Source organism: Micromonospora sp. U21, assembly GCF_018070045.1.
GTDB lineage: Bacteria > Actinomycetota > Actinomycetes > Mycobacteriales > Micromonosporaceae > Micromonospora.
On sequence record NZ_JAGPYK010000030.1, the window covers coordinates 25,206 to 44,468 of the forward strand.

Genomic DNA, 19,263 nt, shown 5'->3' on the forward strand with positions numbered 1-19,263 from the left:
CGTGATCCGGTGGCCATCATCATTCCGTTGCCATGGGGCAAGTAGTTCAGCAGCCCCCGGTGATAGAGTCCGCCCGGTCCAGGTCGAGGGGGGTTTCGCAATGGCGTTGAGCGCCGAGGAAAGTGGTCGACTCGCCGCGCTGCTCGGGGGGCACGCCGAGCAGGTCACGCAGCGGTGGACCGAGATCGTCGCCGGTTCGCTGCGTGGCCGGTTGAGCCAGGCCGAGCTGCGCCGGCAGGTCCAGGATCTGCACAGCGCCATCGTCACCACCAGCAAGCAGGGCGTCATCGACCTGTCCGCGGAGAACGCCGCCGAACTGCGCGCCGCGCTCTCCGAGCTGTCCCGTGGCCGGGCCCGGCAGGGCTTCTCCGCCACCGAGACCGCGATCAGCATCTTCGCGCTCAAGGAGGTGCTGGCCGGGCTCGCGGAGGAGGCCGGCGGCGCCACCGCGCTGCGCGACTACGTCGCCTTCTCCAATCTGGTCGACGAGCTGGGCCTGTTCACCTTCGAGAGCTTCGTCCGCACCCGGGAGAGCCTGATCGCCGATCAGGCCGAGCAGCTGCTCGAACTCTCCACGCCGGTGGTCAAGCTCTGGGAGGGCGTGGTCGCCGTCCCGCTGGTCGGCACCCTGGACTCGGCCCGGGCCCAGGTGGTCATGGAGCGGCTGCTGCAGACCCTGGTCGACACCGGCTCCCCGTACGCGATCATCGACATCACCGGCGTCCCGGCGGTCGACACCCAGGTCGCCCAGCACATCCTGAAGACCGTGGTGGCCGCCCGCCTGATGGGCGCCGACTGCATCATCTCCGGCATCCGCCCGCAGATCGCGCAGACCATCGTCGCGCTCGGCATCGAGTTCGGTGACATCGCCACCAAGGCGACCCTCGCCGACGCGCTGCGCCACGTGCTGCGGCTCAACGGGGTGGAGACCGCCCGCCGGCAGCCACGCCGGGACGTCTGATGGAGCGGGTGCCGATCCTCAAGATCGGTGACATCCTGCTCGTCTCCATCCAGCTCGACATGTCCGACCAGACCGCGGTCGCGCTCCAGGAGGACCTCGCCGAGCGGATCGTGGCCACCGGCTGCCACGGCGTCATCATCGACATCACCGCGCTGGACATCGTCGACTCCTTCGTCGGGCGGATGCTCTCCACCATCGCGTCGATCTCCAAGGTGCTCGACGCGGAGACGGTGGTGGTCGGGATGCGCCCCGCCGTCGCCATCACCCTGGTCGAACTCGGGCTGTCGCTGAACGGCATCCGTACCGCGCTGAACGTCGAGCGCGGCATGGAGCTGATCGCGGCGGCCCGCGCCGACGAGCTCGACTACCAGCTCGACGACGATCCGGACGCCGAGACGGCCACGCCGTGACCGCGGGCATCGACCTGGGCCACCCGCAGGCGCAGGCGATCCGGAGCGACGAGGACGTGGTGCGCGTCCGGCAGCTGGTCCGCGCCGTGGCGGTGGCCGTCAAGCTCTCCCTGGTCGACCAGACCAAGGTGGTCACCGCGGCGAGTGAGCTGGCCCGTAACACCCTGGTGTACGGCGGCGGCGGCACGGTGGAGGTGACGACCGTGGACAACGGACGGCGCCGCGGCGTCCAGATCGTCTTCGTCGACTCCGGGCCCGGCATCGCCGACCTCGACCTGGCCTTCACCGACGGCTACACCACCGGCGGTGGGCTCGGTCTCGGTCTCAGCGGCGCCCGGCGACTCGTCGACGAGTTCCAGATCGAGACGTCGGCGGAGACCGGCACCCGCATCACGGTCACCAAGTGGTCCCGGTGAACGGGGACCCGGTCACCGACAGCGGCATCTGGTTCCGGGTGGAGGCCGGCAGCACGGCCAGCGCCGTCCGGCGCGCCGCCGAGCGCCTCGGCGAGCAGGTGCAGCTGGGCCAGCCGCGCATCGCCGACCTGGCCATCGTCGCCGCGGAGCTGACCAGCAACCTGGTCAAGCACGCCAACGAAGGTGTCCTGCTGCTCCGGCCGGTACGACGCGCCGGGCAGGCCGGCGTGGAGCTGGTGGCCATCGACTCCGGGCCCGGCATGGCCGACCTGACCCTCTCGTCCCAGGACGGGCACTCCACCGCCGGCACGCTCGGCATCGGTCTGGGCGCCATCGTCCGGCAGGCGAGCTGGTTCGACGGGTACTCCCTGCCCGACCGGGGCACCGTCCTCGCCGTGCAGGTCTGGCCGGCCGAGCCGGCTCAACCCTCCTGGGCGGGCGCTCTCACCCGGCCGCTGACCGGCGAGACGGTCAGCGGCGACGGGTACGCCGTCCGGGTGGCCGACGGCAGGCACCAGGTGCTGGTCAGCGACGGCCTGGGACATGGTCCGCTGGCCGCCGCCGCCACCGAGGCGGCGGTGACCGCGTTCCGCGACGCGCCGGCGGGCCCCCCACAGGCGGTCGTCAGCCATCTGCACCGGGCCATGTCGTACACCCGCGGCGCGGCGCTGGCAGTCGCCGAGCTGGCGCCGGAGGCCGGGGTGCTGCACTACGCCGGGTTGGGCAACATCGCCGCCGTGGTGATCGAGGGCGACGGCCAGCGCCGGGGCCTGGTGTCGCTGCCCGGCATCGCCGGGCACCAGCGACCGACGGTCCGGGGGTACGACTACTCCTTCGGCCCCGGCGCCCGGCTGGTGATGCACAGCGACGGAGTGGTCGACCGCTGGCGGTTGACCGACTATCCGGGCCTGGCCGAGCGGTCTCCGCTGGTGATGGCCGCGACCCTGCTGCGCGACGCCGGGGTGCGGCGCGACGACGCCTGCGTGCTGGTCGCGAGGTCCTGGGCATGACCGGGGAGCCGACCACGCTGCCACTGCTGCAGATGGTGCTCCGGGTCGAGCAGGACATCTTCGTGATCCGCCAGCGGGGCCGCGAGGTGGCCACGGTGGTCGGCCTGGAACACCAGGACCAGATCCGGATCGCCACCGCTCTCAGCGAGGTGGCCCGGGACCTGCTCCGCGCGGTCGGGGGAGCGGACGTCTCCTTCCACGTCGACGCGGGCGCCGACGGTCGGTTCCACCTCCGCGCGGACCTGGCTCCGGTGGCCCCGCTGCCGGACGGCCGGTACGAGCCGCAGTCCGGCGCGGTGTCCCGGCTGGTCGACACGCTGAGCGTGTCGACCGTCGAGGGGGTTACGGTCGTGAGGATGTCCCGACGAGTCCCGGCCAACGCGCCGACGCCAACCCCGGAGCGGCTCGCCGAGTTCCGCGCTGAACTCGGCCGTAGCGCGCCGGCCAGCGCCCTGGACGAGCTGACCGTGCAGAACGGGCAGCTCATCGCGGCGCTCGACGAGGTGCGTAGCCAGCGCGACGAGCTCGCGGTGCTGAACGAGGAGCTGGCCGAGACCAACCGTGGCGTGCTGGCGCTCTACAACCAGCTCACCGAGGAGCTGGAGGAGACCAACCGGGGCGTGGTCGCCCTCTACGCCGAGCTGGACGAGAAGTCGGCCCAGCTGCGCGCGGCGAGCGAGTCGAAGAGCCGGTTCCTGGCCAACGTGAGCCATGAGTTGCGGGCCCCGGTCACCGCGATCATCGGGTTGGGGCGGCTGCTCTCCGACTCCGCCTCCGACCCGCTCACCGCCGAGCAGGCTCGCCAGGTCGATCTGATCCGCTCCTCCGCGGCGGACCTGCTCGGGCTGGTCAACGAGCTGCTGGACCTGGCCAAGGCGGAGTCCGGCCGGATCGAGCCGGACTGGGCCGAGGTGGACCTGCGCCCGGTCTTCGGCCAGCTGCGCGGGACGCTGCGCGCGTTGGCCACCCGGCCGGAGGTGGAGCTGGTGGTGGAGGAGCCGCCCGCGCCGGCCGTGCTGCGCACCGACGAGGTGCTGCTCGGCCAGGTGCTGCGCAACCTGCTGCACAACGGGTTGAAGTTCACCGCACGGGGCGAGGTGCGGCTGCGAGCCAGGCAGCGTGACGACCGATGGACCTTCACGGTCAGCGACACCGGCCCGGGCATCGCCCCCGAGCTGCACGAACGGATCTTCGAGGAGTTCTACCAGGTGCCGGGTGCGACCCGGGTCGGCGGCACCGGCCTCGGCCTGCCGTACGCCCGGCGCCTGGTGACACTGCTCGGCGGGACGCTGGAGTTGACCAGCGAGCCGGGCCGGGGCAGCACATTCACGGTCTCCCTGCCCGTGGGCGGAGCGTGACGGTGGACGGCGGGCCGGCGACCGTTCTGGTGGTCGATGACAGTCGTACAAAGCGTTACCTGCTGGTCAGCTGGCTGACCCGCGCCGGCTTCACCGTGCTGGAGGCGGAGAACGGCGCCGAGGCGCTGGCGCGGGTCGAGGTGGACCGGATCGACCTGGTGGTGCTCGACGTCCGGCTGCCCGACCTGAGCGGCTACGAGGTCTGCGAACGGATCAAGGCGACGCACCCGGCGATGCCGGTGATCCACGTGTCGGCGCACGCCGTGGACGTCGCCGACCGTGCCCAGGGCCTGACCCGGGGTGCCGACGCCTACCTGACCGAGCCGATCGAGCCCGAGGAGCTGATCGCCACCACCCGGGCGGTGCTGCGCTACTACCAGGCCCGGCAGCGCGCCGAACTGCTCGCCGAGCGGCTGCTCGGGCTGGCCGACACGACGGTGGCGGTGCACGCCGCGCCGACCTTCACGCGGCTGCTGGAGGCCGCCGCGGCGGGCGCCGCGCAGATCTTCAAGAGCCCGGCGGCGGTGATCGCCGAGACGTTCGACGGTGACTGCCTCGCTGGAATCTGCGCCCGGCCCGGCGCCGAGGCCACCGTGGTGCCCTGGGTCGTCGACGACACCGGGGTGCCCACCGGCTCGACGGTCCGGGTGGAGGCGCCGGCGAGTTGGGGGCTGCTCGACTGGCCGGCGGACGACTCGGTGACCGTGGCCGCCGCCCGGCTGCGCGAGGACCGGGCTCCGCTGTACGTGGTGGTCCCGACCGCCACCCAGACCGCCCGGACCCCGGTGCTGGTGCAGCTCGCCCAGGCCGTCGCGGCGGCGGTGGAGGCCCAGCGCTCGTTCGACGAGGAGCACCGGATCGCGGTGACCCTTCAGCGCAGCCTGCTCCCACGCCGGCTGCCCGACGTGGTCGGGCTGGACCTCGCGGTGCGCTACGAGCCGGCCAGCGCCCAGACCGAGGTGGGCGGTGACTTCTACGAGCTGGTGATGCTCGACGGGCACCTGCTGCTGGCGATCGGCGACGTGGCCGGCCACTCGCTGCACGCGGCGACCGTCATGGCCGAGCTGCGGCACGCGGTGCGGGCGTACGCGGTCGAGGGGCACCAGCCCGGCGATATCCTGCACCGGGTCAACGAGCTGATGCGCACCCTGCTGCCGAACGAGGTGGCCACTCTCTGCGTGCTTCTGCTGCACCCGCCGAGCGGGCGGGTCCGGCTGGCCAGCGCCGGTCACCTGCCGCCCGTGCTCAGCCTGGACGGCAAGGTCGAGTTCGTGCAGCACTCGGCGCCGCTGCTCGGCGTCCGCGCGCCCCGTCCGGCCGACCTGGAGTTCGTGCTGCCGGCCGGGGCCACGCTGGTGTTCTACACCGACGGGCTGATCGAGCGTCGGGACGCCACCATCGACGAGGGGCTGGCCGCGCTCGCCGCGCTGTCCAGGACGGTGGACGCCGACCTGGAGCGGTTCTGCACCCGACTGTTGGTGGAGCTGGCCCCACCGGAGATCCAGGACGACGTTGCCGTGATCGTGCTGCGTCGCAACTGAACCGATGTCGGTCCGGTCCCGCCGAGCACTCAGTGGACCGATCGGGCGTACGCGGCGGGTGACACGCCCGCGACGGCCGTGAAGTCACGGACCAGGTGGGCCTGGTCGCTGTAGCCGAGGTCGGCGGCGAGGCCCGCCCAGTTCAGCGGGCCGCCGGCGGCCTGCTCGACGGCCTCCTGGAGGCGGTAACGGCGGATCACCCACTTCGGGCCGACCCCCACGTACTCCGTGAACAGCCGTTGCAGCCGGCGGACCGGGAGGTCGTGGCGTGCGGCGAAGTGGTCGACCCGCAGCACCGTCCGGTCCGTCCGGATCGCCTCGGCCAGCCGGACGGCCTCCTCGGCCGTTGGGTCCGGCTCGGGCGCCCAGGCGGTGAGCAGGGCGTCCAGTGCGCGGTGGCGCTCGCCGTCTGTGCCCGCGCACACCGGACCGTCGGGCCGGGCCAGCCGGCCGGCGGGCAGCGGCAGCCGGCGGCCGGTCAGCTCGGCGACCGACCGACGCCAGAACGGATGGAAGCCACCGGGCCGGAACTGGACCCCGCAGACCCGGCCGGTTCCGGTGAGGGTGATTCGGAACAGGTTGCGGCCCACCCCGGCCACCTCGCCGGCCTCCGGCCCGGCGCCGTCGCGCCGGAACACCACGTTCACTGCCGGGTGCGGCACGAGCCGCTGCTCGAACGGTGCGCTCAACGCCCAGTCGATCAGCCAGTAGTGCTCGACCCACGGGCGTAGCGACTCCGCCGGCAGGTGCCGGCGGAAGTGAACCTCGCGCAGCAACCGGCCCGGGTCCAGGATGCCCCGGCTGTCGCCACGCGGTCGCTGTCGCATTTTTTCAAGACCACCCTCATACGCTGGCCCTATGGCCACTCAGACTAGCGATCTGCTGGCGGCTGCCGCGCCGCGAACCGTCGATGTGGTGCGCGGCGTCGCCGACGACCAGCTCGACCTGCCCACGCCGTGCCGCGACTACGTGGTCCGCGACCTGCTCAACCATCTGTATGAGGTGGTGGTGAACTTCCAGCAGCTCGCCGGGAAGCGGCCGGTGGAATGGTCCGAGAAGCCCGACCACCTCGCCGACGGCTGGCGGGACCGGTTCGAGACGGAGACCGGCCGGCTGATCGCCGCCTGGTCGGACCCGTCCGCCCTGGAGGGTGTCTCGCCCGGCATGGGCATGCCGCAGACCGTCATCGGCGGCATGGCGCTGCTGGATCTGACCGTGCACGGCTGGGACCTCGCCGTCGCCACCGGTCAGGCGTACGAGCCGGCCCCCGAGGCGGTGGCCGAGCTGCACGGCCTGGTCGAGCAGTTGGGCCCGACCGCCCGCAAGATGGGCGTCTTCGCCGACCCGGCGCCGGCGCTCAGCCCCACCACCCCCGACCTGCCCAACCTCGACCACCTCCTGGCCCAGACCGGCCGCGCCCCCACCTGGCCCACCCCCTGACGGCCCCTCGCCCTCGCCCCCGCCGCCTGTCCCCGCCCCGCCCCCTTTCCCCGGTGATCATGAAGTTGTTGCTGGTCGGCGCGGCGTGTCGTGGCAATAACTTCATGATCACCGGCGGTGGGCGGGTGGGTAGGGGGCGGGGGAGGGTTGTTGACACGGGTATTCGCTGAGTGAATAGTTGAGGCGTGTCCACGCCGCATGTTCTGCTCGGGTTGCTCGCCGGTGGCAGCCGGCACGGCTATGAGCTCAAGCGTGCGCACGACGAGCGGCTGCCCCGGGCTCGGCCGCTGGCCTTCGGGCAGGTCTACGCCACTCTCGGCCGACTGCAACGCGACGGCCTGGTGGCCGCCGCCGGCCAGGATCGGGCGGCCGGCCCCGACCGCACGGCATACGCGCTGACCGGCGAGGGCCGGGCCACGCTCGACCGGTGGCTGTCCGCGGTGGAGCCACCGATGCCATACGTGGCCAGCACGCTCTTCGCCAAGGTCGTGGTGGCGCTGCTGGTCGCCGACGCCGACCGGGCACGGTCCTACCTGATCGCCCAGCGCGCCGCGCACACCGCGCGGCTGCGCGAGCTGACCGCGGCCAAGGCCGACCCGGCCGCCACCCTCAGCGACGTGGTGGCGGCCGACTTCGCGATCGCCCACCTCGATGCGGACCTGCGGTGGCTGCACACCACGCTGGACCGGGTCGCCGACTGGCACCGGGAGGTGCACCCGTGACGCAACTCCAGGCTCGCGGCGTGGTTCGGGCGTACGGCCCGACGCCCGCGCTGCGCGGCGTGACGCTCGACGTGACCGAGGGCGAGATCGTCGCCGTCACCGGCCCGAGCGGCTGTGGCAAGTCGACCCTGCTGCACTGTCTGGCCGGGATCCTCCGCCCGGACGCCGGCGAGGTCACCTGGCGCGGCCACCGGATCGACACGTGGTCGGAGGCGGCCCGGTCCCGGCTGCGGCGCACCGAGTTCGGCGTGCTGTTCCAGTTCGGCCAGCTGGTGGCCGAACTGACTGCGGCGGAGAACGTCGCCCTGCCCCTGCTCCTCGCCGGCACGGGGCGGCGAGAGGCACGGACGGCGGCGCTCACCTGGTTGGAGCGGTTCGGGGTGGCCGAGCTGGCCGACCTTCGACCCGGCGAGATGTCCGGCGGGCAGCAGCAGCGCTGCGCCACCGCGCGGGCCCTCGTCACCGAGCCCCGGGTGCTCTTCGCTGACGAGCCGACCGGCTCGCTGGACACGCTCACCGGCGAGCAGGTGCTCACCCAGCTGGTCCGGCTCGCCCGCGAGCAGCGCACCGCCGTCGTGCTGGTCACCCACGAGCCGCGGATCGCCGCGTACGCCGATCGGGAGATCGTGTTGCGCGACGGCCTGGTGGACCACACCGGCCTGGGGCTCGACGCGCCGCTGGCCGGCGGCTCCCGGTGAGGCCGGCGACGCTGGTCCGGCTCGCGCTGGCCGGCACCCGCACCGACACCGCCCGGGTGGTCCTCACCGCGCTCAGCGCCCTGCTGGCGACCCTGGCCGGGCTGGCTGCGCTCACCGTGCTGGCCATTCCGACGCCGGCGGCGACGGATGACAACGCCAACCGCTGGTCGGAGCAGTATCACAACGCGCTGTTCGCCGAGCCGGGGCTGCGCGGCGGCACGGCGTTCGCGTTGCTGCTGCTGACCGTCCCGGTGCTGGCGCTGGCCGGCCAGTGCGCCCGGCTCGGCGCGCCGAGCCGGGACCGGCGGCTCGCCGCGCTCCGTCTGGCCGGCGCCACCCCCGGCCAGGTCACCCGGCTCGCGGTGCTGGAGACCGGCCTGGCGAGCCTGCTCGGCACCGTCGTCGGGCTGGGCGTCCACCTGGCCGGTCGGGAGCTGCTGCACCGGCCGGACGAGCAGGGTCGACTCGCCCTGCCCACCGACGTGCTGCCGTCGCCCGGCGCGCTGGCCGCGGTCGTGCTCGGCCTGCCGGTGGTCGCGGCGCTGGCCACCGTCCTGATGCTGCGCAGGGTCACCACCAGCCCGCTCGGGGTGACCCGCAAGGCCGCGAGGGAGCGCGGGCCACGCCCCTGGGCGGGGCTGCTGATCGGGCTGGGGCTGGCCTCCTTCGCCGCGGTCCGGCCGGTGCTGTACCGCTTCGACGACAACGATGAGGTGCTGCGCTGGCTGGTGCCGCTGCTGTTCCTGACGGGTGGCCTCGCGGCGATGATCGGGGTGGTCATCGGCACCGGCTGGATCTCGTACACCTGCGGGCGGCTGCTGCGCCAGCACGCCCGCCGTCCGCCGGCGCTGCTCGCGGCCGGCCGGCTGATGTCCGACCCGTGGGCGGGCAGCCGTACGTTCGCCGCGCTGCTGGCCGCTCTGATCTTCGGTGCCGGCGCGGCCGCGCTGCGTGCCTACTTCGTGGCGCAGGACGCACTCGACCGCGAGCAGAGCCTGCGCGACGGCAGCGAAACGGGCCCGGACTCGTTCTACCTGTCGACCATGGACCTGGTCGACTCGGCGGTCGCGCTGGCCGTGCTGATCGCCGCCGGAGGGCTGATCGTCGCGCTGGTGGAGGGGATCGTGTCCCGCCGCAGGGCCTACGCCGCCCTGGTCGCCACCGGCGTACCGCGGTCCACCCTGAGCCGCTCCGTCGCCTGGCAGGCGCTGGCCCCCGCCGTGCCGGCGATCGTGCTCGCCCTCGGCGTCGGCACGCTGCTTGGCCGCGGTCTCTTCCCGAAGGCGACGACGGGCACGTCGTCGTCCGAGATCTGCGACGCCACGGCGGCACTCTGTGACGATCCGGCGACCCGGCAGCAGTACGTCCGGTTCGTGGAGACCGCCGGCGCCGAGCGGGTTCCGGACGTACCGCTGGAGCAGTTGGCCTGGCTGGGCGGTGGCGCGTTGGCGGCGGTGCTGGTGACGGTCGGCGTCGGCCTGCTCTTCCTGCGGGTCAGCACGGCCGTTGAGGAGCTGCGTACGGCCTGAGCGGATGTAACGCCACCGGTGGCGGAGCCGCTGTCTGCACCGGAGACCCGGACCATCGGGTATCCGGCGCCGGACCGGACGGTTCGCGGCGCGGTAACGGTGGGAGTTCGGCAGATGCACAATCAACCGGGCGGCGCTCCGCCGGTGTTCGTCGATGGGACCGGCCGGCGTCGCCGGTTGACCGTCATCGCCGGGACCGCGATGGCTCTCGGCCTGCTCACCAGCCTCGGGCTGATCGCCGCCGGGCTCTTCCTGGACACCTCGGTGCCGCTGCCCGGCTGGTCCGACGACCCTCGGGCGCCGCGACCGGTGGAGGCCGGCGTGGACGGGATCAACCAGCCGCGGGTGACCCAGTCGCCGTCCTCCTCTTCCGTGACCGGCACGTCGGCGCCTCGGCCGAGCCCCACACCGACCGCCGGCGCCCGGCGCTCCGGCCCACCTACCGCGGCCAATGTGGCCCCATCCGCCAGCGACCAGCCGGGCCGGGGCGACCAGCATCGCAACACCGCGAGGCCGAGCAGGCCGCCCGGTAAGCCCCAGTGACGATGGCACGACACGTGGCCCGGCGCGATCCCCGGGCACACTGGCTCCTGCTCCTGCTCGGGCTGCTTCTGTTGCTCGCGGCGCTAACCGCCAACGGCCTGGTGACCGGGATCGCAGGCGGCTCGGGTGCCACCACCGATGGTTCCGCCGCGGCGGGCGTACCGGCCCAGGTCGGCTCGGGCGGCCCGGTGTTGCGGCTGGATCGGACGGAGCCGGTCAGCCGAGCCCTGCCGGACCGGACAATCGCGCTGACCTTCGACGACGGACCGGACCCGCGCTGGACCCCGCAGGTGCTCGACGTGCTGCGCCGGCACGGCGCACACGCGACCTTCTTCGTGGTGGGGGCCCGTGTCAACGAGCATCCGGAGCTGGTCCGGCGGATCCTCGCCGAGGGCCACGAGATCGGGTCGCACACCTTCACCCACGCCAACCTCGCCGCCGTGCCGGCGTGGCGGCGTGACCTGGAACTGTCGCTGACCCGCAAGGCGATCGCCGCGGCGACCGGCCAGGAGGCCACCCTGCTCCGGCCACCGTTCTCCTCGGTGCCGACGGCGCTGACCGGGCCCGAGTACGCCGCGCTGCGCGCCGCCGCTGGGACCGGGCACGTCGCGGTGCTCGCCGACCGGGACACCAGGGATTGGCAGCGCCCCGGTATCGACCAGATCGTCCGCGCAACCACCCCCGCGCGGGGCCGGGGCGCCGTGGTGTTGATGCACGACGGCGGTGGTGATCGGGCGCAGACGGTGGCCGCGCTGGACCGACTGCTGCCCGCTCTGACCGACCAGGGCTATCGGTTCACCACCGTCTCCACCGGCATCGATGCGTCTCCGTCAATGGTTCCGGCAGGCGGTGGCACCCGGTTGAGTGGCACCGTGCTGCGCTGGACCCAGACCGGCGCACGCTGGTCGGCCGGAGTGATGAACCTGCTGCTCGCCGTCGCCCTGGTGCTCGGCGTGGCGCGTCTGGCGGTGCAGGTGTTCTGCGCCCAACGCCACGTGCGCCGGGTCCGCCGGCACCGGCAGGGCCGGCCAGAGGTACGCGCCCCGGTGTCGGTGATCGTTCCCGCGTACAACGAGGCGGCGAACATCGCCGCCACGGTCCGTTCCCTGGTCGCCAGCGCGTACCCGGCACTGGAGGTGATCGTGGTGGACGACGGATCGGACGACGGCACCGCCGACATCGTCGAGCGGATGCGGCTGCGCGGGGTACGCGTGATCCGGCAGGCCAACGCCGGCAAGCCGGCGGCGCTGAACACCGGCGTCCGGGCCGCCCGGGCGAACCTGCTGGTGCTGGTGGACGGGGACACCGTGTTCCAGCCGGACACCGTGCACCGGCTGGTGCAGGGCTTCGCCGACCCGTCGGTCGGCGCGATCAGCGGCAACACCAAGGTCGCCAACCGGCGCCGGCTGCTCGGCCGGTGGCAGCACCTCGAGTACGTGATCGGCTTCAACCTCGACCGGCGGATGTACGACGTGCTGGAGTGCATGCCGACCATCCCCGGCGCGATCGGTGCGTTCCGCCGGGAGGTGCTGCTGCGGGTAGGCGGAGTGCCGGCGGACACGCTGGCCGAGGACACCGACCTGACCATGCAGGTGCTCAGGGCCGGGTGGCGGGTGATCTACGAGGAGTCGGCCATCGCCTGGACCGAGGCCCCCTCGTCGCTGCGCCAGTTGTGGCGGCAGCGCTACCGCTGGTGCTACGGCACGATGCAGGCGATGTGGAAGCACCGGCACGCGCTGCGCGAGTCGGGTGCCGGCGGCAAACTCGGCCGGCGTGGGCTGCCGTACCTCATGGTCTTCCAGATCGTGCTGCCGCTGACCGCGCCGGCGGTCGACGTGTTCGCCGTCTACGGCCTGCTCTTCCTGCCCTGGTCGACCCTCGCCCTGGCCTGGGCCGGGCTGCTGTTGCTCCAGGCGGCCACCGCCGGCTACGCGCTGCACCTGGATCGGGAACGGTACGGGCCACTGTGGGCGCTGCCGTTCCAGCAGTTGGTCTACCGGCAGCTGATGTACCTGGTGGTGGTGCAGTCGGTGGTCACCGCGCTGATCGGCAACAGGCTGCGCTGGCAGCGGATGGTGCGTACCGGCGAAGCCGCCGCGCTGGTCGGCGCCGGTCGCCACTGACCGGCCGGCACGGCTGGCCCCCGACCTGACCGGCCGCGGAGCGCGCGGCGGGCGGTCAGGTCGGGGTATGGAAGAGGCCGGCGGACCAGGAGATCAGCAGGCCCACGGCGGCGGAGCAGCAGCACACGAGCAGGGCGGCGGCCACCACCGCGAGGATCATCCAGGCGGACGCGCGCCGGCCCGCACTCTGCAGCGCGCCGGTCCCCACTCCGTCCCCGTCCTCGCCGGTCATGGCCGCCCCCCGATCACCCTCAGGCGCGGCCGAGGCGGTCCAGGATCCAGGCGTTGATGAACGCCTCCTCGCGCCAGGCGTCGTAGCGGCCGCTCGGGCCACCGTGCCCCGCGCCCATCTCGGTCTTGAGCAGGTAGTCGCCGCCTGGGGCGACCGCCCGCAAACGGGCGATCCACTTCGCCGGCTCCGAGTAGAGCACCCGGGTGTCGTTGAGGCTGGTCACCGCGAGGATCGCCGGGTAGCCCACCGGTGCCACGTTCTCGTACGGGGTGTAGGACTTCATGTACGCGTACACCTCGGGATCCTCCAGCGGGTTGCCCCACTCCTCCCACTCGGTGACGGTCAGCGGCAGCGACGGGTCGAGGATCGAGGTGAGCGCGTCCACGAACGGCACCTGCGCGACGATGCCGGTGAACGCGTCCGGGGCGAGGTTGGCCACCGCGCCCATCAGCAGGCCACCGGCCGAGGCGCCCCGGGCGACCAGCCGGTCGCTGGCCGTCCAGCCGGCCTTGACCAGGTGTCGGGCGCAGGCGACGAAGTCGGTGAAGGTGTTCTTCTTGGCAAGCAGCTTGCCCTGGTCGTACCAGCGCCGGCCCAGCTCGCCACCACCGCGGGTGTGCGCCACCGCGAAGACCACACCCCGGTCCAGCAGTGACAGCCGGGCCACCGAGAACCACGGGTCCATGCTGGCCTCGTACGAGCCGTAGCCGTACAGCTCGCAGGGGGCCGAGCCGTCTCGGGGAGTGCCGACCCGGCAGACCAGCGAGATCGGCACCCGGGTGCCGTCGTCGGCCAGCGCCCAGTCGCGGTGCTGCTCGTACTCGGCCGGGTCGTACGGCCGCCCGTCCGGCCCGGGCAGCACCGGCTTCTGCCTGCGCAGCACCATCTGCCGGGTGACCAGGTCGTAGTCGTACACGGAGTCCGGGGTGACCAGCGAGGAGTAGCGGAGCCGGACCTGCCCGGTGCGGTACTCCGGGTTGGCGTCCAGCCCGACGCTGTACAGCGGCTCGGGGAAGTCGATGTCGTACTCGTCGCCGCTGCCGACCGGCAGCACCCGCAGCCCGGTGAGCCCGTCGGCACGCAGTGACACCACCAGGTGGTTCGCGAAGGCGTCCACCGCCTCCAGTCGGGTGCCGGGGCTGTGCTCGATGAGCGGCACCCAGTCGCCCGGCACGTCCGCCGAGGTGAACGCCAGCGCGAAGTCCTCGGCGCCGTCGTTGTGCAGGATCAGGAAGCGGTGGCCGTGGTGCTCCACCGTGTACTCGATGCCCTGCCGCCGCGGTGCGATCACGGCCGGCGCGCCGGTCGGGTTGGCGGCCGGGATCACCAACACCTCGCTGGTGATCTTGCTGTGGATGTCGATCAGGATGAACTTCTCCGACCGGGTCAGCTCCACGCCCACCCAGAACCGCTCGTCGTCCTCCTGGTGGACCACCACGTCGTCGGCGGCAGCCGAGCCGACGGTGTGCCGCCAGACCCGGTTCGGTCGCCAGGCGTCGTCCACCGTCACGTAGAACAGCACCGAGGCGTCCGTCGACCAGGCCGTGCCGTAGAAGGTGCCCGGAATCTCGTCCGCGAGAAGCTCGCCGGTGGTCAGGTCCTTCACCCGCAGGGTAAACCGCTCGTCGCCCGAGAAGTCGGTGGAGTAGGCCAGCCAGCGCCCGTCCGGGCTGACGTCGAAGGCGCCCAGCGAGAAGAAGTCGTGCCCCTCGGCCAGCAGGTTGCCGTCGAGCAGCACCTCCTCGCCATCCAGCGGCGCACCGTCCGCACTGACCGGTGGGTCGGTCTCGGAGTCGCGGACCGCGCGCCGGCAGTGCACCCCGTACTGCTGCCCCTCCACCGTCCGGGTGTAGTACCAGTGCCCGCCCTTGCGGGTCGGCACGGTCAGGTCGGTCTCACGGGTGCGCTGCCGGATCTCCTCGAACAGGTCCGCGCGCAACGCGGCCAGGTGCGCGGTGCGCTCCTCGGTGTACGCGTTCTCGGCGGTCAGGTAGGCGATCGTCTCCGGGTCGTCCTTGGCGGCGAGCCAGGCGTACTCGTCAATGACGGTGTCGCCGTGGTGGGTGCGCTCGGCGGGCACCCGCTTCGCCGTGGGCGGGGCAGTCTCGGTGGTCACGGCGGCCACGTTACCGGCCGTCCCGCTCCACACGCCGGACCAGCGGCATCCCGATAGTCGCCACCACGGCATTCGAACACATGTACGATGACCGGCATGGCTGCAGCAGCGAGTTCCCTCGGCCGGTCCGGAGCCCTCGAGATCACCCGACGGTTGACGGCGATCTGCGGTCCGCCGTTCGCCCGGCTCGGTGGTCCGGCCGACGAGGTGGCCGGGCGGCCGGCGCGGTGGGTGGCGGTGCCCGGCGGCCCGCACGCCGCCGCGGAGGTGCTGCGGCTGGCCGGCACGCATGACCTGGCGGTGGTGCCACGGGGCGCCGGCACGAAGATCGACTGGGGTGCCACGCCGGTGCAGGTCGACATCATGCTCGACACCGGCCGGCTGGCCGGCATCGGTCACGAGCCGGTCGCCGAGGTCGGCGCCGGCACCCCGCTGCGGGCGGTGCAGGCCACTCTGGAGCGCACCGGGCAGCGGCTGGCGATGGACGCCCCGTCGCCCGGGGCGACGCTCGGCGGGGTGCTCGCCGCCGGTGAGGCAGGCCCGCTGCGACACCGCCACGGCAGCCCGTGCGACCAGCTCCTCGGCGTCCGCTACCTGGGTGCCGACGGCGAGCTGGTCAGCGCCGGCGGTGGCGCGCCCGGGCTCGACCTGGCCCGGCTGCTCTGCGGCTCACAGGGCGCGCTCGGCGTGCTGGTCTCGGCGAGCCTGCGGGTGCAGCCGGTGCCGGCCAGCCGGCTCTGGGTCTCCCGGCCCGTGTGGACGCCCCTGGAGGTGCACGACCTGGTCCGGGCGATCCTCGCCGCCCGGCTGGAGCCGGCGGCCATCGAGCTGGACCTGCCCGGCGGGGCGCCCCGGCCGCGCTCGCCGTACCCGCCCGGCCACCCGGCCGCCACCGTCCGGGAGCGCCACCCGTCGATGTCCGGCCGGTCGGGTGCCCCGTCCCGGGCGGGCAGCCTGGTGGTGCTGCTCGAGGGCGGCCGGGCCGATGTCACGGAGCGCGCCGAGCGCCTGGTCGGCCTGCTGCACGGGGAGGCGACGGTCGCGCACTCCGCGCCGCCCTGGTGGCGCCGCTACCCGTTCGCACCCGGCGACACGGCGCTGCTCCTGGAAGTGCCGATCAGCGACCTGCACGCCGCTGTCTACGCGCTGCGCGACGCGGCCGGCGCCCCGGTGCCGGTGCGAGGCTCCGCCGGGCTGGGCGTGGTGCACGCGGCGCTGCCCGGCGCGCTGGCCCCCGACCGGGTGGCGTCCATCCTGGCCGCTGTCCGGGGTGTGCTGCTGGCCCGGCAGGGTCGCTGCGTGGTGGTGTCCGCCCCCGCCCCGGTGCGGCAGGCCGTCGACCTCTGGGGCGAGCTGGCCGGCCTGGCCCGGCTGCGGGCCGCCAAGGAGCATCTCGACCCGCAGCACCGGCTCGCCCCTGGTCGCCTTCCCGGCGGCCTGTGATGCGGCCGCGCCCGCTGTCGACCGTCGTCAGTCCATCCACCACCGGTGCATGTCGAGCAGCGGCGGGGTGAACCGGGCCACCAGCACCAGCACCGTGCCCGCCGCACCGACCAGCAGCAGTGCCCGGGCCGTCCGGGGCAGCGCGTCCCGCTCCCGGGCGACCACCGCCACCGCGACGAGCGCCAGCGGTGGCCCGAGCAGCGCGCCCACCAGGTAGAGCACCGACACCACCGCGTAGAGCCAGTAGAAGACGTTCGCCCCGTGCATCCCGAAGGGGATCAGGTCCTTGGGGTCGTACGCGCCGGTCAGCATCTCGGCCGGGCCGACCCCGGCGCCCGCCATCCGGCCCAGATACAGCAGCAGCACGGCGAGGAACGCGCCGACGGTCGCCAACTGCCCGACGACCAGCACCCGGACCGTCGGCCGGGAGTACGGCACGGCCCGCGCGACACTCGACATGGCCGTCAATCTACCTAGCCCACCGCCGCCGGGTGGGCCGCTGGCGGGCGGTCAGACCGCGTCGTTGCGCAGCACCAGGATGGCGATGTCGTCCCGGGGTGGCTCGACCGAAAAGTTGATCGCGGCGGCGCGCAGCCGGGCGGCCACCACGTCGGCCGAGTAACCGGCCAGTGGGGCGGCCGCGTCACGCAGCCGGTCGGTGCCGTACAGCTCCCGGCCGCGCCGCCGCTCGGTGACCCCGTCGGTGTAGAAGATCAGGGCGTCGCCCGGGGCGAGCGTGATCTCCGCCGTCGGCGAGGTGATCGTGTCGAGCAGGCCCAACGCCGTGCCCCCGGCTCCGACGAACCCGGCGCGCCCACCAGCGGCCAGCAGCACCGGCCGGTCGTGCCCGGCCAGGTGCAGCGACACGTCCAGCCGATCCCCGTCGCCCGGCCCGACCGCCGCCAGGGCCAACGTGCAGTATCGGCCGCCGCCCCGCTCGACCAGCGTCTCGTTGAGCCGGGCCAGCGCCTCCGGCAACGGTTTGCCGTCGCCGACCAGCACCCGGATCACATCCCGGACCAGCCCGGTGACCGCGGCCGCCTGGACGCCCTTGCCCGAGACGTCCCCGATCACCACCAGCCAGCGGCCGTCGAGCAGCGGCACCACGTCGTAGAAGTCGCCGCCCACCTCGGCGTCGTAGCCGGTCGGGACGTACTCGGCGGCGAAGCCGATCCCGTCCACCACGGGCAGCACCGGCGGCAGCAGGGACTGCTGGAGCGTCTGCGCGACCCGGCGGCGCTCGGCGTGGATCCGCGCGTTCTCGATCGCCAGGGCGGAGCGCCGGGCCACGTCCTCCAGCACCGACACCTCGTCCGGGTCGTGCCGGTGCCGCTGGTGCCGCCCCACCGCCAGGGTGCCGAGCCGCTGCCCACGTGCGATCAACGGGACCGCGAAACCCTCCATCGGCCCGCCGAGCGGAATCTGCGCCGCGCTGCGGGACGCCTCGCGCAGCCGGGCCTGGATCGAGTCCGGGCCTGTCTCCGCCAGCACCTTGTGCAGCTGCGGCAGCACCGACTCGTCCGCGTGGCTGGCCGCCGCCAGCCGCAGCCGACCCCACTCGTCGGTGGTGTGCACCGCACACCACTGGCCGAGCCGCGGCACCACCAGCTGCGGAATCAGCGCCATGGTCAGCTCGACGTCCAGCGACTGGGCCAACAACTCGCTCGCCTCGGCCAGGAACGTCAGCCACGTCTGCCGGCGGACGTCGGCCCGGCGCAGCCGGTCGTTCTCCAGGTGCAGCGACAGCCGCTCCGCGGTGAGCACCGCCAGCGGCTGGGCGTACGTCGACGGTGCGGCGTCCAGCTCCAGCTCGCCCGCGTACGGGCGGTGCACCGACAGAGGCACCCGGAGCAGCTCCGTGTCGGCGCGGGGCTGCCGGCCGAAGCGGGCCAGCACCTGACGGCCCTGCCCGTCGCCCCGGTCCAGGCGGATCGTGCCGCCGGCCGCGCCCACCATTTCGGCCACCCGGCTGAGCAGGTTGGCGGCGAAGTCGGGCAGCGGATCGTCCGCGTACACGTCGGGGGCGGTCTGCATGAGTTCGCTCATCGCGCTGGCGCTCGGCGCGGAGTTGTCGGCGGCGGCCCCCGGGCCGGCGCTGGCCGGCATCGACTCGCCACCGGCGGTGGCCCCGGCCGGCGGGTCGGCGCCGGGGCGATCCAGCCGGAACCAGACGCCCTTGCCGGTGGGCAGGTACGTGGTGCCCCAGCGGCTGGCGAAGTGGTCGACCAGCAACAGCCCCCGGCCCCGCTCGGAGACCTCGTTGATCTCGGTGGCGTCGTTGCGGGTGCCGACAGTCAGCTCGTCGCCCGAACCGGGCGCGAAGTCGGAGACGGTCACCGACAGCCCGACCTCGTCCGCGACGACCTCAATGTCCAGTTCGGTGCGGGCGTGCTCGACTGCGTTGGTGGTCAATTCCGTGGTGAGCAGCAGCGCCTCGTTGGCCAGCTCGTCCAGGTGCGCCTCGGCCAGGACCGAGCGGACCACCGCGCGAGCGGCCGCCGGCGTACGCCGGTCAGCGGGCAGGCGGACACGCCGGACCGCCCCGTTCCGGGCCCCGGCCGTCGCGGGCCCCGCCTCGGCTGACACCCCCGTATCCTCCACCGTCCCCCTGCCGGGTGCCAACCCGATCGCCCATCGCGCGAGCCGCGCCGCCAGCTCCCGCAAAGGAAGGGCCGCTGTTAGAGCAGGGGCCCCTTCTTAACGTGACGCTCCTCGACCGGG

At 73.5% G+C, this 19,263-nt stretch carries 18 protein-coding genes; 13 read left to right on the plus strand and 5 right to left on the minus strand.

Going from position 1 to position 19,263, the window contains the following annotated elements; genetic code table 11:
* Positions 1-100: 100 nt before the first annotated feature.
* The 6 genes from KBX63_RS28090 to KBX63_RS28115 are packed head-to-tail and all read left to right on the plus strand — an operon-like array spanning position 101 to position 5,696.
* Positions 101-961 carry an STAS domain-containing protein gene (locus tag KBX63_RS28090; RefSeq protein WP_210916439.1) on the plus strand — a complete coding sequence of 287 codons (861 nt, stop codon included), beginning with the start codon at positions 101-103 and terminating at the stop codon, positions 959-961.
* A complete protein-coding gene (locus tag KBX63_RS28095; RefSeq protein WP_121657234.1) occupies positions 961-1,371 on the plus strand; it encodes an STAS domain-containing protein in 411 nt (136 codons plus the stop codon). The genes KBX63_RS28090 and KBX63_RS28095 overlap by 1 nt, the downstream gene beginning before the upstream one ends.
* Entirely contained in the window at positions 1,368-1,787 is a 420-nt protein-coding gene (locus KBX63_RS28100) for an ATP-binding protein (RefSeq protein ID WP_210916440.1), read from the plus strand. Before KBX63_RS28095 ends, KBX63_RS28100 begins: the two co-directional genes overlap by 4 nt.
* The gene (locus tag KBX63_RS28105) at positions 1,784-2,797 is read left to right on the plus strand and encodes a SpoIIE family protein phosphatase (RefSeq protein WP_210916441.1); all 1,014 of its coding nucleotides are present in this window, start codon (positions 1,784-1,786) and stop codon (positions 2,795-2,797) included. The genes KBX63_RS28100 and KBX63_RS28105 overlap by 4 nt, the downstream gene beginning before the upstream one ends.
* Positions 2,794-4,155: a sensor histidine kinase gene (locus KBX63_RS28110; protein ID WP_210916442.1), complete on the plus strand. Its 1,362-nt coding sequence runs from the start codon at positions 2,794-2,796 to the stop codon at positions 4,153-4,155. Before KBX63_RS28105 ends, KBX63_RS28110 begins: the two co-directional genes overlap by 4 nt.
* A 2-nt stretch (positions 4,156-4,157) precedes the next feature.
* Positions 4,158-5,696, plus strand: a complete 1,539-nt coding sequence (locus KBX63_RS28115) for a SpoIIE family protein phosphatase (protein ID WP_210916446.1) — start codon at positions 4,158-4,160, stop codon at positions 5,694-5,696.
* 29 nt (positions 5,697-5,725) lie between these two features.
* Here the strand turns inward: KBX63_RS28115 and KBX63_RS28120 are convergent, their stop codons facing one another.
* On the minus strand, positions 5,726-6,523 hold the full coding sequence (locus KBX63_RS28120; protein WP_210916448.1) for an AraC family transcriptional regulator: 798 nt from the start codon (positions 6,521-6,523) through the stop codon (positions 5,726-5,728).
* Between the two features lie 31 nt (positions 6,524-6,554).
* Between KBX63_RS28120 and KBX63_RS28125 the strand changes: the two genes are divergently transcribed.
* The 6 genes from KBX63_RS28125 (at position 6,555) to KBX63_RS28150 (ending at position 12,751) form a co-directional block, all read left to right on the plus strand.
* The gene (locus tag KBX63_RS28125) at positions 6,555-7,136 is read left to right on the plus strand and encodes a TIGR03086 family metal-binding protein (protein WP_210916449.1); all 582 of its coding nucleotides are present in this window, start codon (positions 6,555-6,557) and stop codon (positions 7,134-7,136) included.
* A 185-nt stretch (positions 7,137-7,321) separates the two neighbouring features.
* Positions 7,322-7,858 carry a PadR family transcriptional regulator gene (locus KBX63_RS28130; RefSeq protein WP_210916450.1) on the plus strand — a complete coding sequence of 179 codons (537 nt, stop codon included), beginning with the start codon at positions 7,322-7,324 and terminating at the stop codon, positions 7,856-7,858.
* Positions 7,855-8,556 carry an ABC transporter ATP-binding protein gene (locus KBX63_RS28135; RefSeq protein ID WP_121654308.1) on the plus strand — a complete coding sequence of 234 codons (702 nt, stop codon included), beginning with the start codon at positions 7,855-7,857 and terminating at the stop codon, positions 8,554-8,556. Before KBX63_RS28130 ends, KBX63_RS28135 begins: the two co-directional genes overlap by 4 nt.
* Positions 8,553-10,085 (plus strand): FtsX-like permease family protein, encoded by a 1,533-nt coding sequence (locus KBX63_RS28140; RefSeq protein WP_210916451.1) that lies wholly within the window; start codon positions 8,553-8,555, stop codon positions 10,083-10,085. Before KBX63_RS28135 ends, KBX63_RS28140 begins: the two co-directional genes overlap by 4 nt.
* Before the next feature lie 114 nt (positions 10,086-10,199).
* Positions 10,200-10,628 (plus strand): hypothetical protein, encoded by a 429-nt coding sequence (locus tag KBX63_RS28145; RefSeq protein WP_210916452.1) that lies wholly within the window; start codon positions 10,200-10,202, stop codon positions 10,626-10,628.
* 2 nt (positions 10,629-10,630) lie between these two features.
* Positions 10,631-12,751, plus strand: coding sequence for a bifunctional polysaccharide deacetylase/glycosyltransferase family 2 protein (locus tag KBX63_RS28150; protein ID WP_210916502.1), 2,121 nt, complete (start codon positions 10,631-10,633; stop codon positions 12,749-12,751).
* A gap of 55 nt (positions 12,752-12,806) precedes the next feature.
* On the opposite strand, the gene KBX63_RS28155 is transcribed toward KBX63_RS28150, so the two are convergent.
* Positions 12,807-12,983: a hypothetical protein gene (locus KBX63_RS28155; RefSeq protein ID WP_210916509.1), complete on the minus strand. Its 177-nt coding sequence runs from the start codon at positions 12,981-12,983 to the stop codon at positions 12,807-12,809.
* A 19-nt stretch (positions 12,984-13,002) separates the two neighbouring features.
* A complete protein-coding gene (locus KBX63_RS28160) occupies positions 13,003-15,099 on the minus strand; it encodes a S9 family peptidase (protein WP_210916455.1) in 2,097 nt (698 codons plus the stop codon).
* A 96-nt stretch (positions 15,100-15,195) separates the two neighbouring features.
* Here KBX63_RS28160 and KBX63_RS28165 point away from each other — a divergent pair, with 96 nt between their 5' ends.
* Positions 15,196-16,542: an FAD-binding oxidoreductase gene (locus KBX63_RS28165; RefSeq protein WP_210916457.1), complete on the plus strand. Its 1,347-nt coding sequence runs from the start codon at positions 15,196-15,198 to the stop codon at positions 16,540-16,542.
* 27 nt (positions 16,543-16,569) lie between these two features.
* On the opposite strand, the gene KBX63_RS28170 is transcribed toward KBX63_RS28165, so the two are convergent.
* Both KBX63_RS28170 and KBX63_RS28175 read right to left on the minus strand, forming a co-directional pair.
* Complete coding sequence (locus tag KBX63_RS28170; protein ID WP_210916459.1) at positions 16,570-17,001, minus strand: hypothetical protein; 432 nt, start codon at positions 16,999-17,001, stop codon at positions 16,570-16,572.
* A 51-nt stretch (positions 17,002-17,052) separates the two neighbouring features.
* Complete coding sequence (locus tag KBX63_RS28175; protein WP_210916460.1) at positions 17,053-19,128, minus strand: SpoIIE family protein phosphatase; 2,076 nt, start codon at positions 19,126-19,128, stop codon at positions 17,053-17,055.
* Between the last annotated feature and the right edge of the window lie 135 nt (positions 19,129-19,263).

What these genes read in the sequence shown, in the direction of transcription:
- KBX63_RS28090 (WP_210916439.1), top strand. Translation starts at nt 101, where the DNA reads ATGGCGTTGAGCGCCGAGGAAAGTGGTCGACTCGCCGCGCTGCTCGGG.
- KBX63_RS28095 (WP_121657234.1), top strand. Translation starts at nt 961, where the DNA reads ATGGAGCGGGTGCCGATCCTCAAGATCGGTGACATCCTGCTCGTCTCC.
- KBX63_RS28110 (WP_210916442.1), top strand. Translation starts at nt 2,794, where the DNA reads ATGACCGGGGAGCCGACCACGCTGCCACTGCTGCAGATGGTGCTCCGG.
- KBX63_RS28120 (WP_210916448.1), bottom strand. Translation starts at nt 6,523, where the DNA reads ATGCGACAGCGACCGCGTGGCGACAGCCGGGGCATCCTGGACCCGGGC.
- KBX63_RS28125 (WP_210916449.1), top strand. Translation starts at nt 6,555, where the DNA reads ATGGCCACTCAGACTAGCGATCTGCTGGCGGCTGCCGCGCCGCGAACC.
- KBX63_RS28145 (WP_210916452.1), top strand. Translation starts at nt 10,200, where the DNA reads ATGCACAATCAACCGGGCGGCGCTCCGCCGGTGTTCGTCGATGGGACC.
- KBX63_RS28150 (WP_210916502.1), top strand. Translation starts at nt 10,631, where the DNA reads ATGGCACGACACGTGGCCCGGCGCGATCCCCGGGCACACTGGCTCCTG.
- KBX63_RS28155 (WP_210916509.1), bottom strand. Translation starts at nt 12,983, where the DNA reads ATGACCGGCGAGGACGGGGACGGAGTGGGGACCGGCGCGCTGCAGAGT.
- KBX63_RS28165 (WP_210916457.1), top strand. Translation starts at nt 15,196, where the DNA reads ATGGCTGCAGCAGCGAGTTCCCTCGGCCGGTCCGGAGCCCTCGAGATC.
- KBX63_RS28170 (WP_210916459.1), bottom strand. Translation starts at nt 17,001, where the DNA reads ATGTCGAGTGTCGCGCGGGCCGTGCCGTACTCCCGGCCGACGGTCCGG.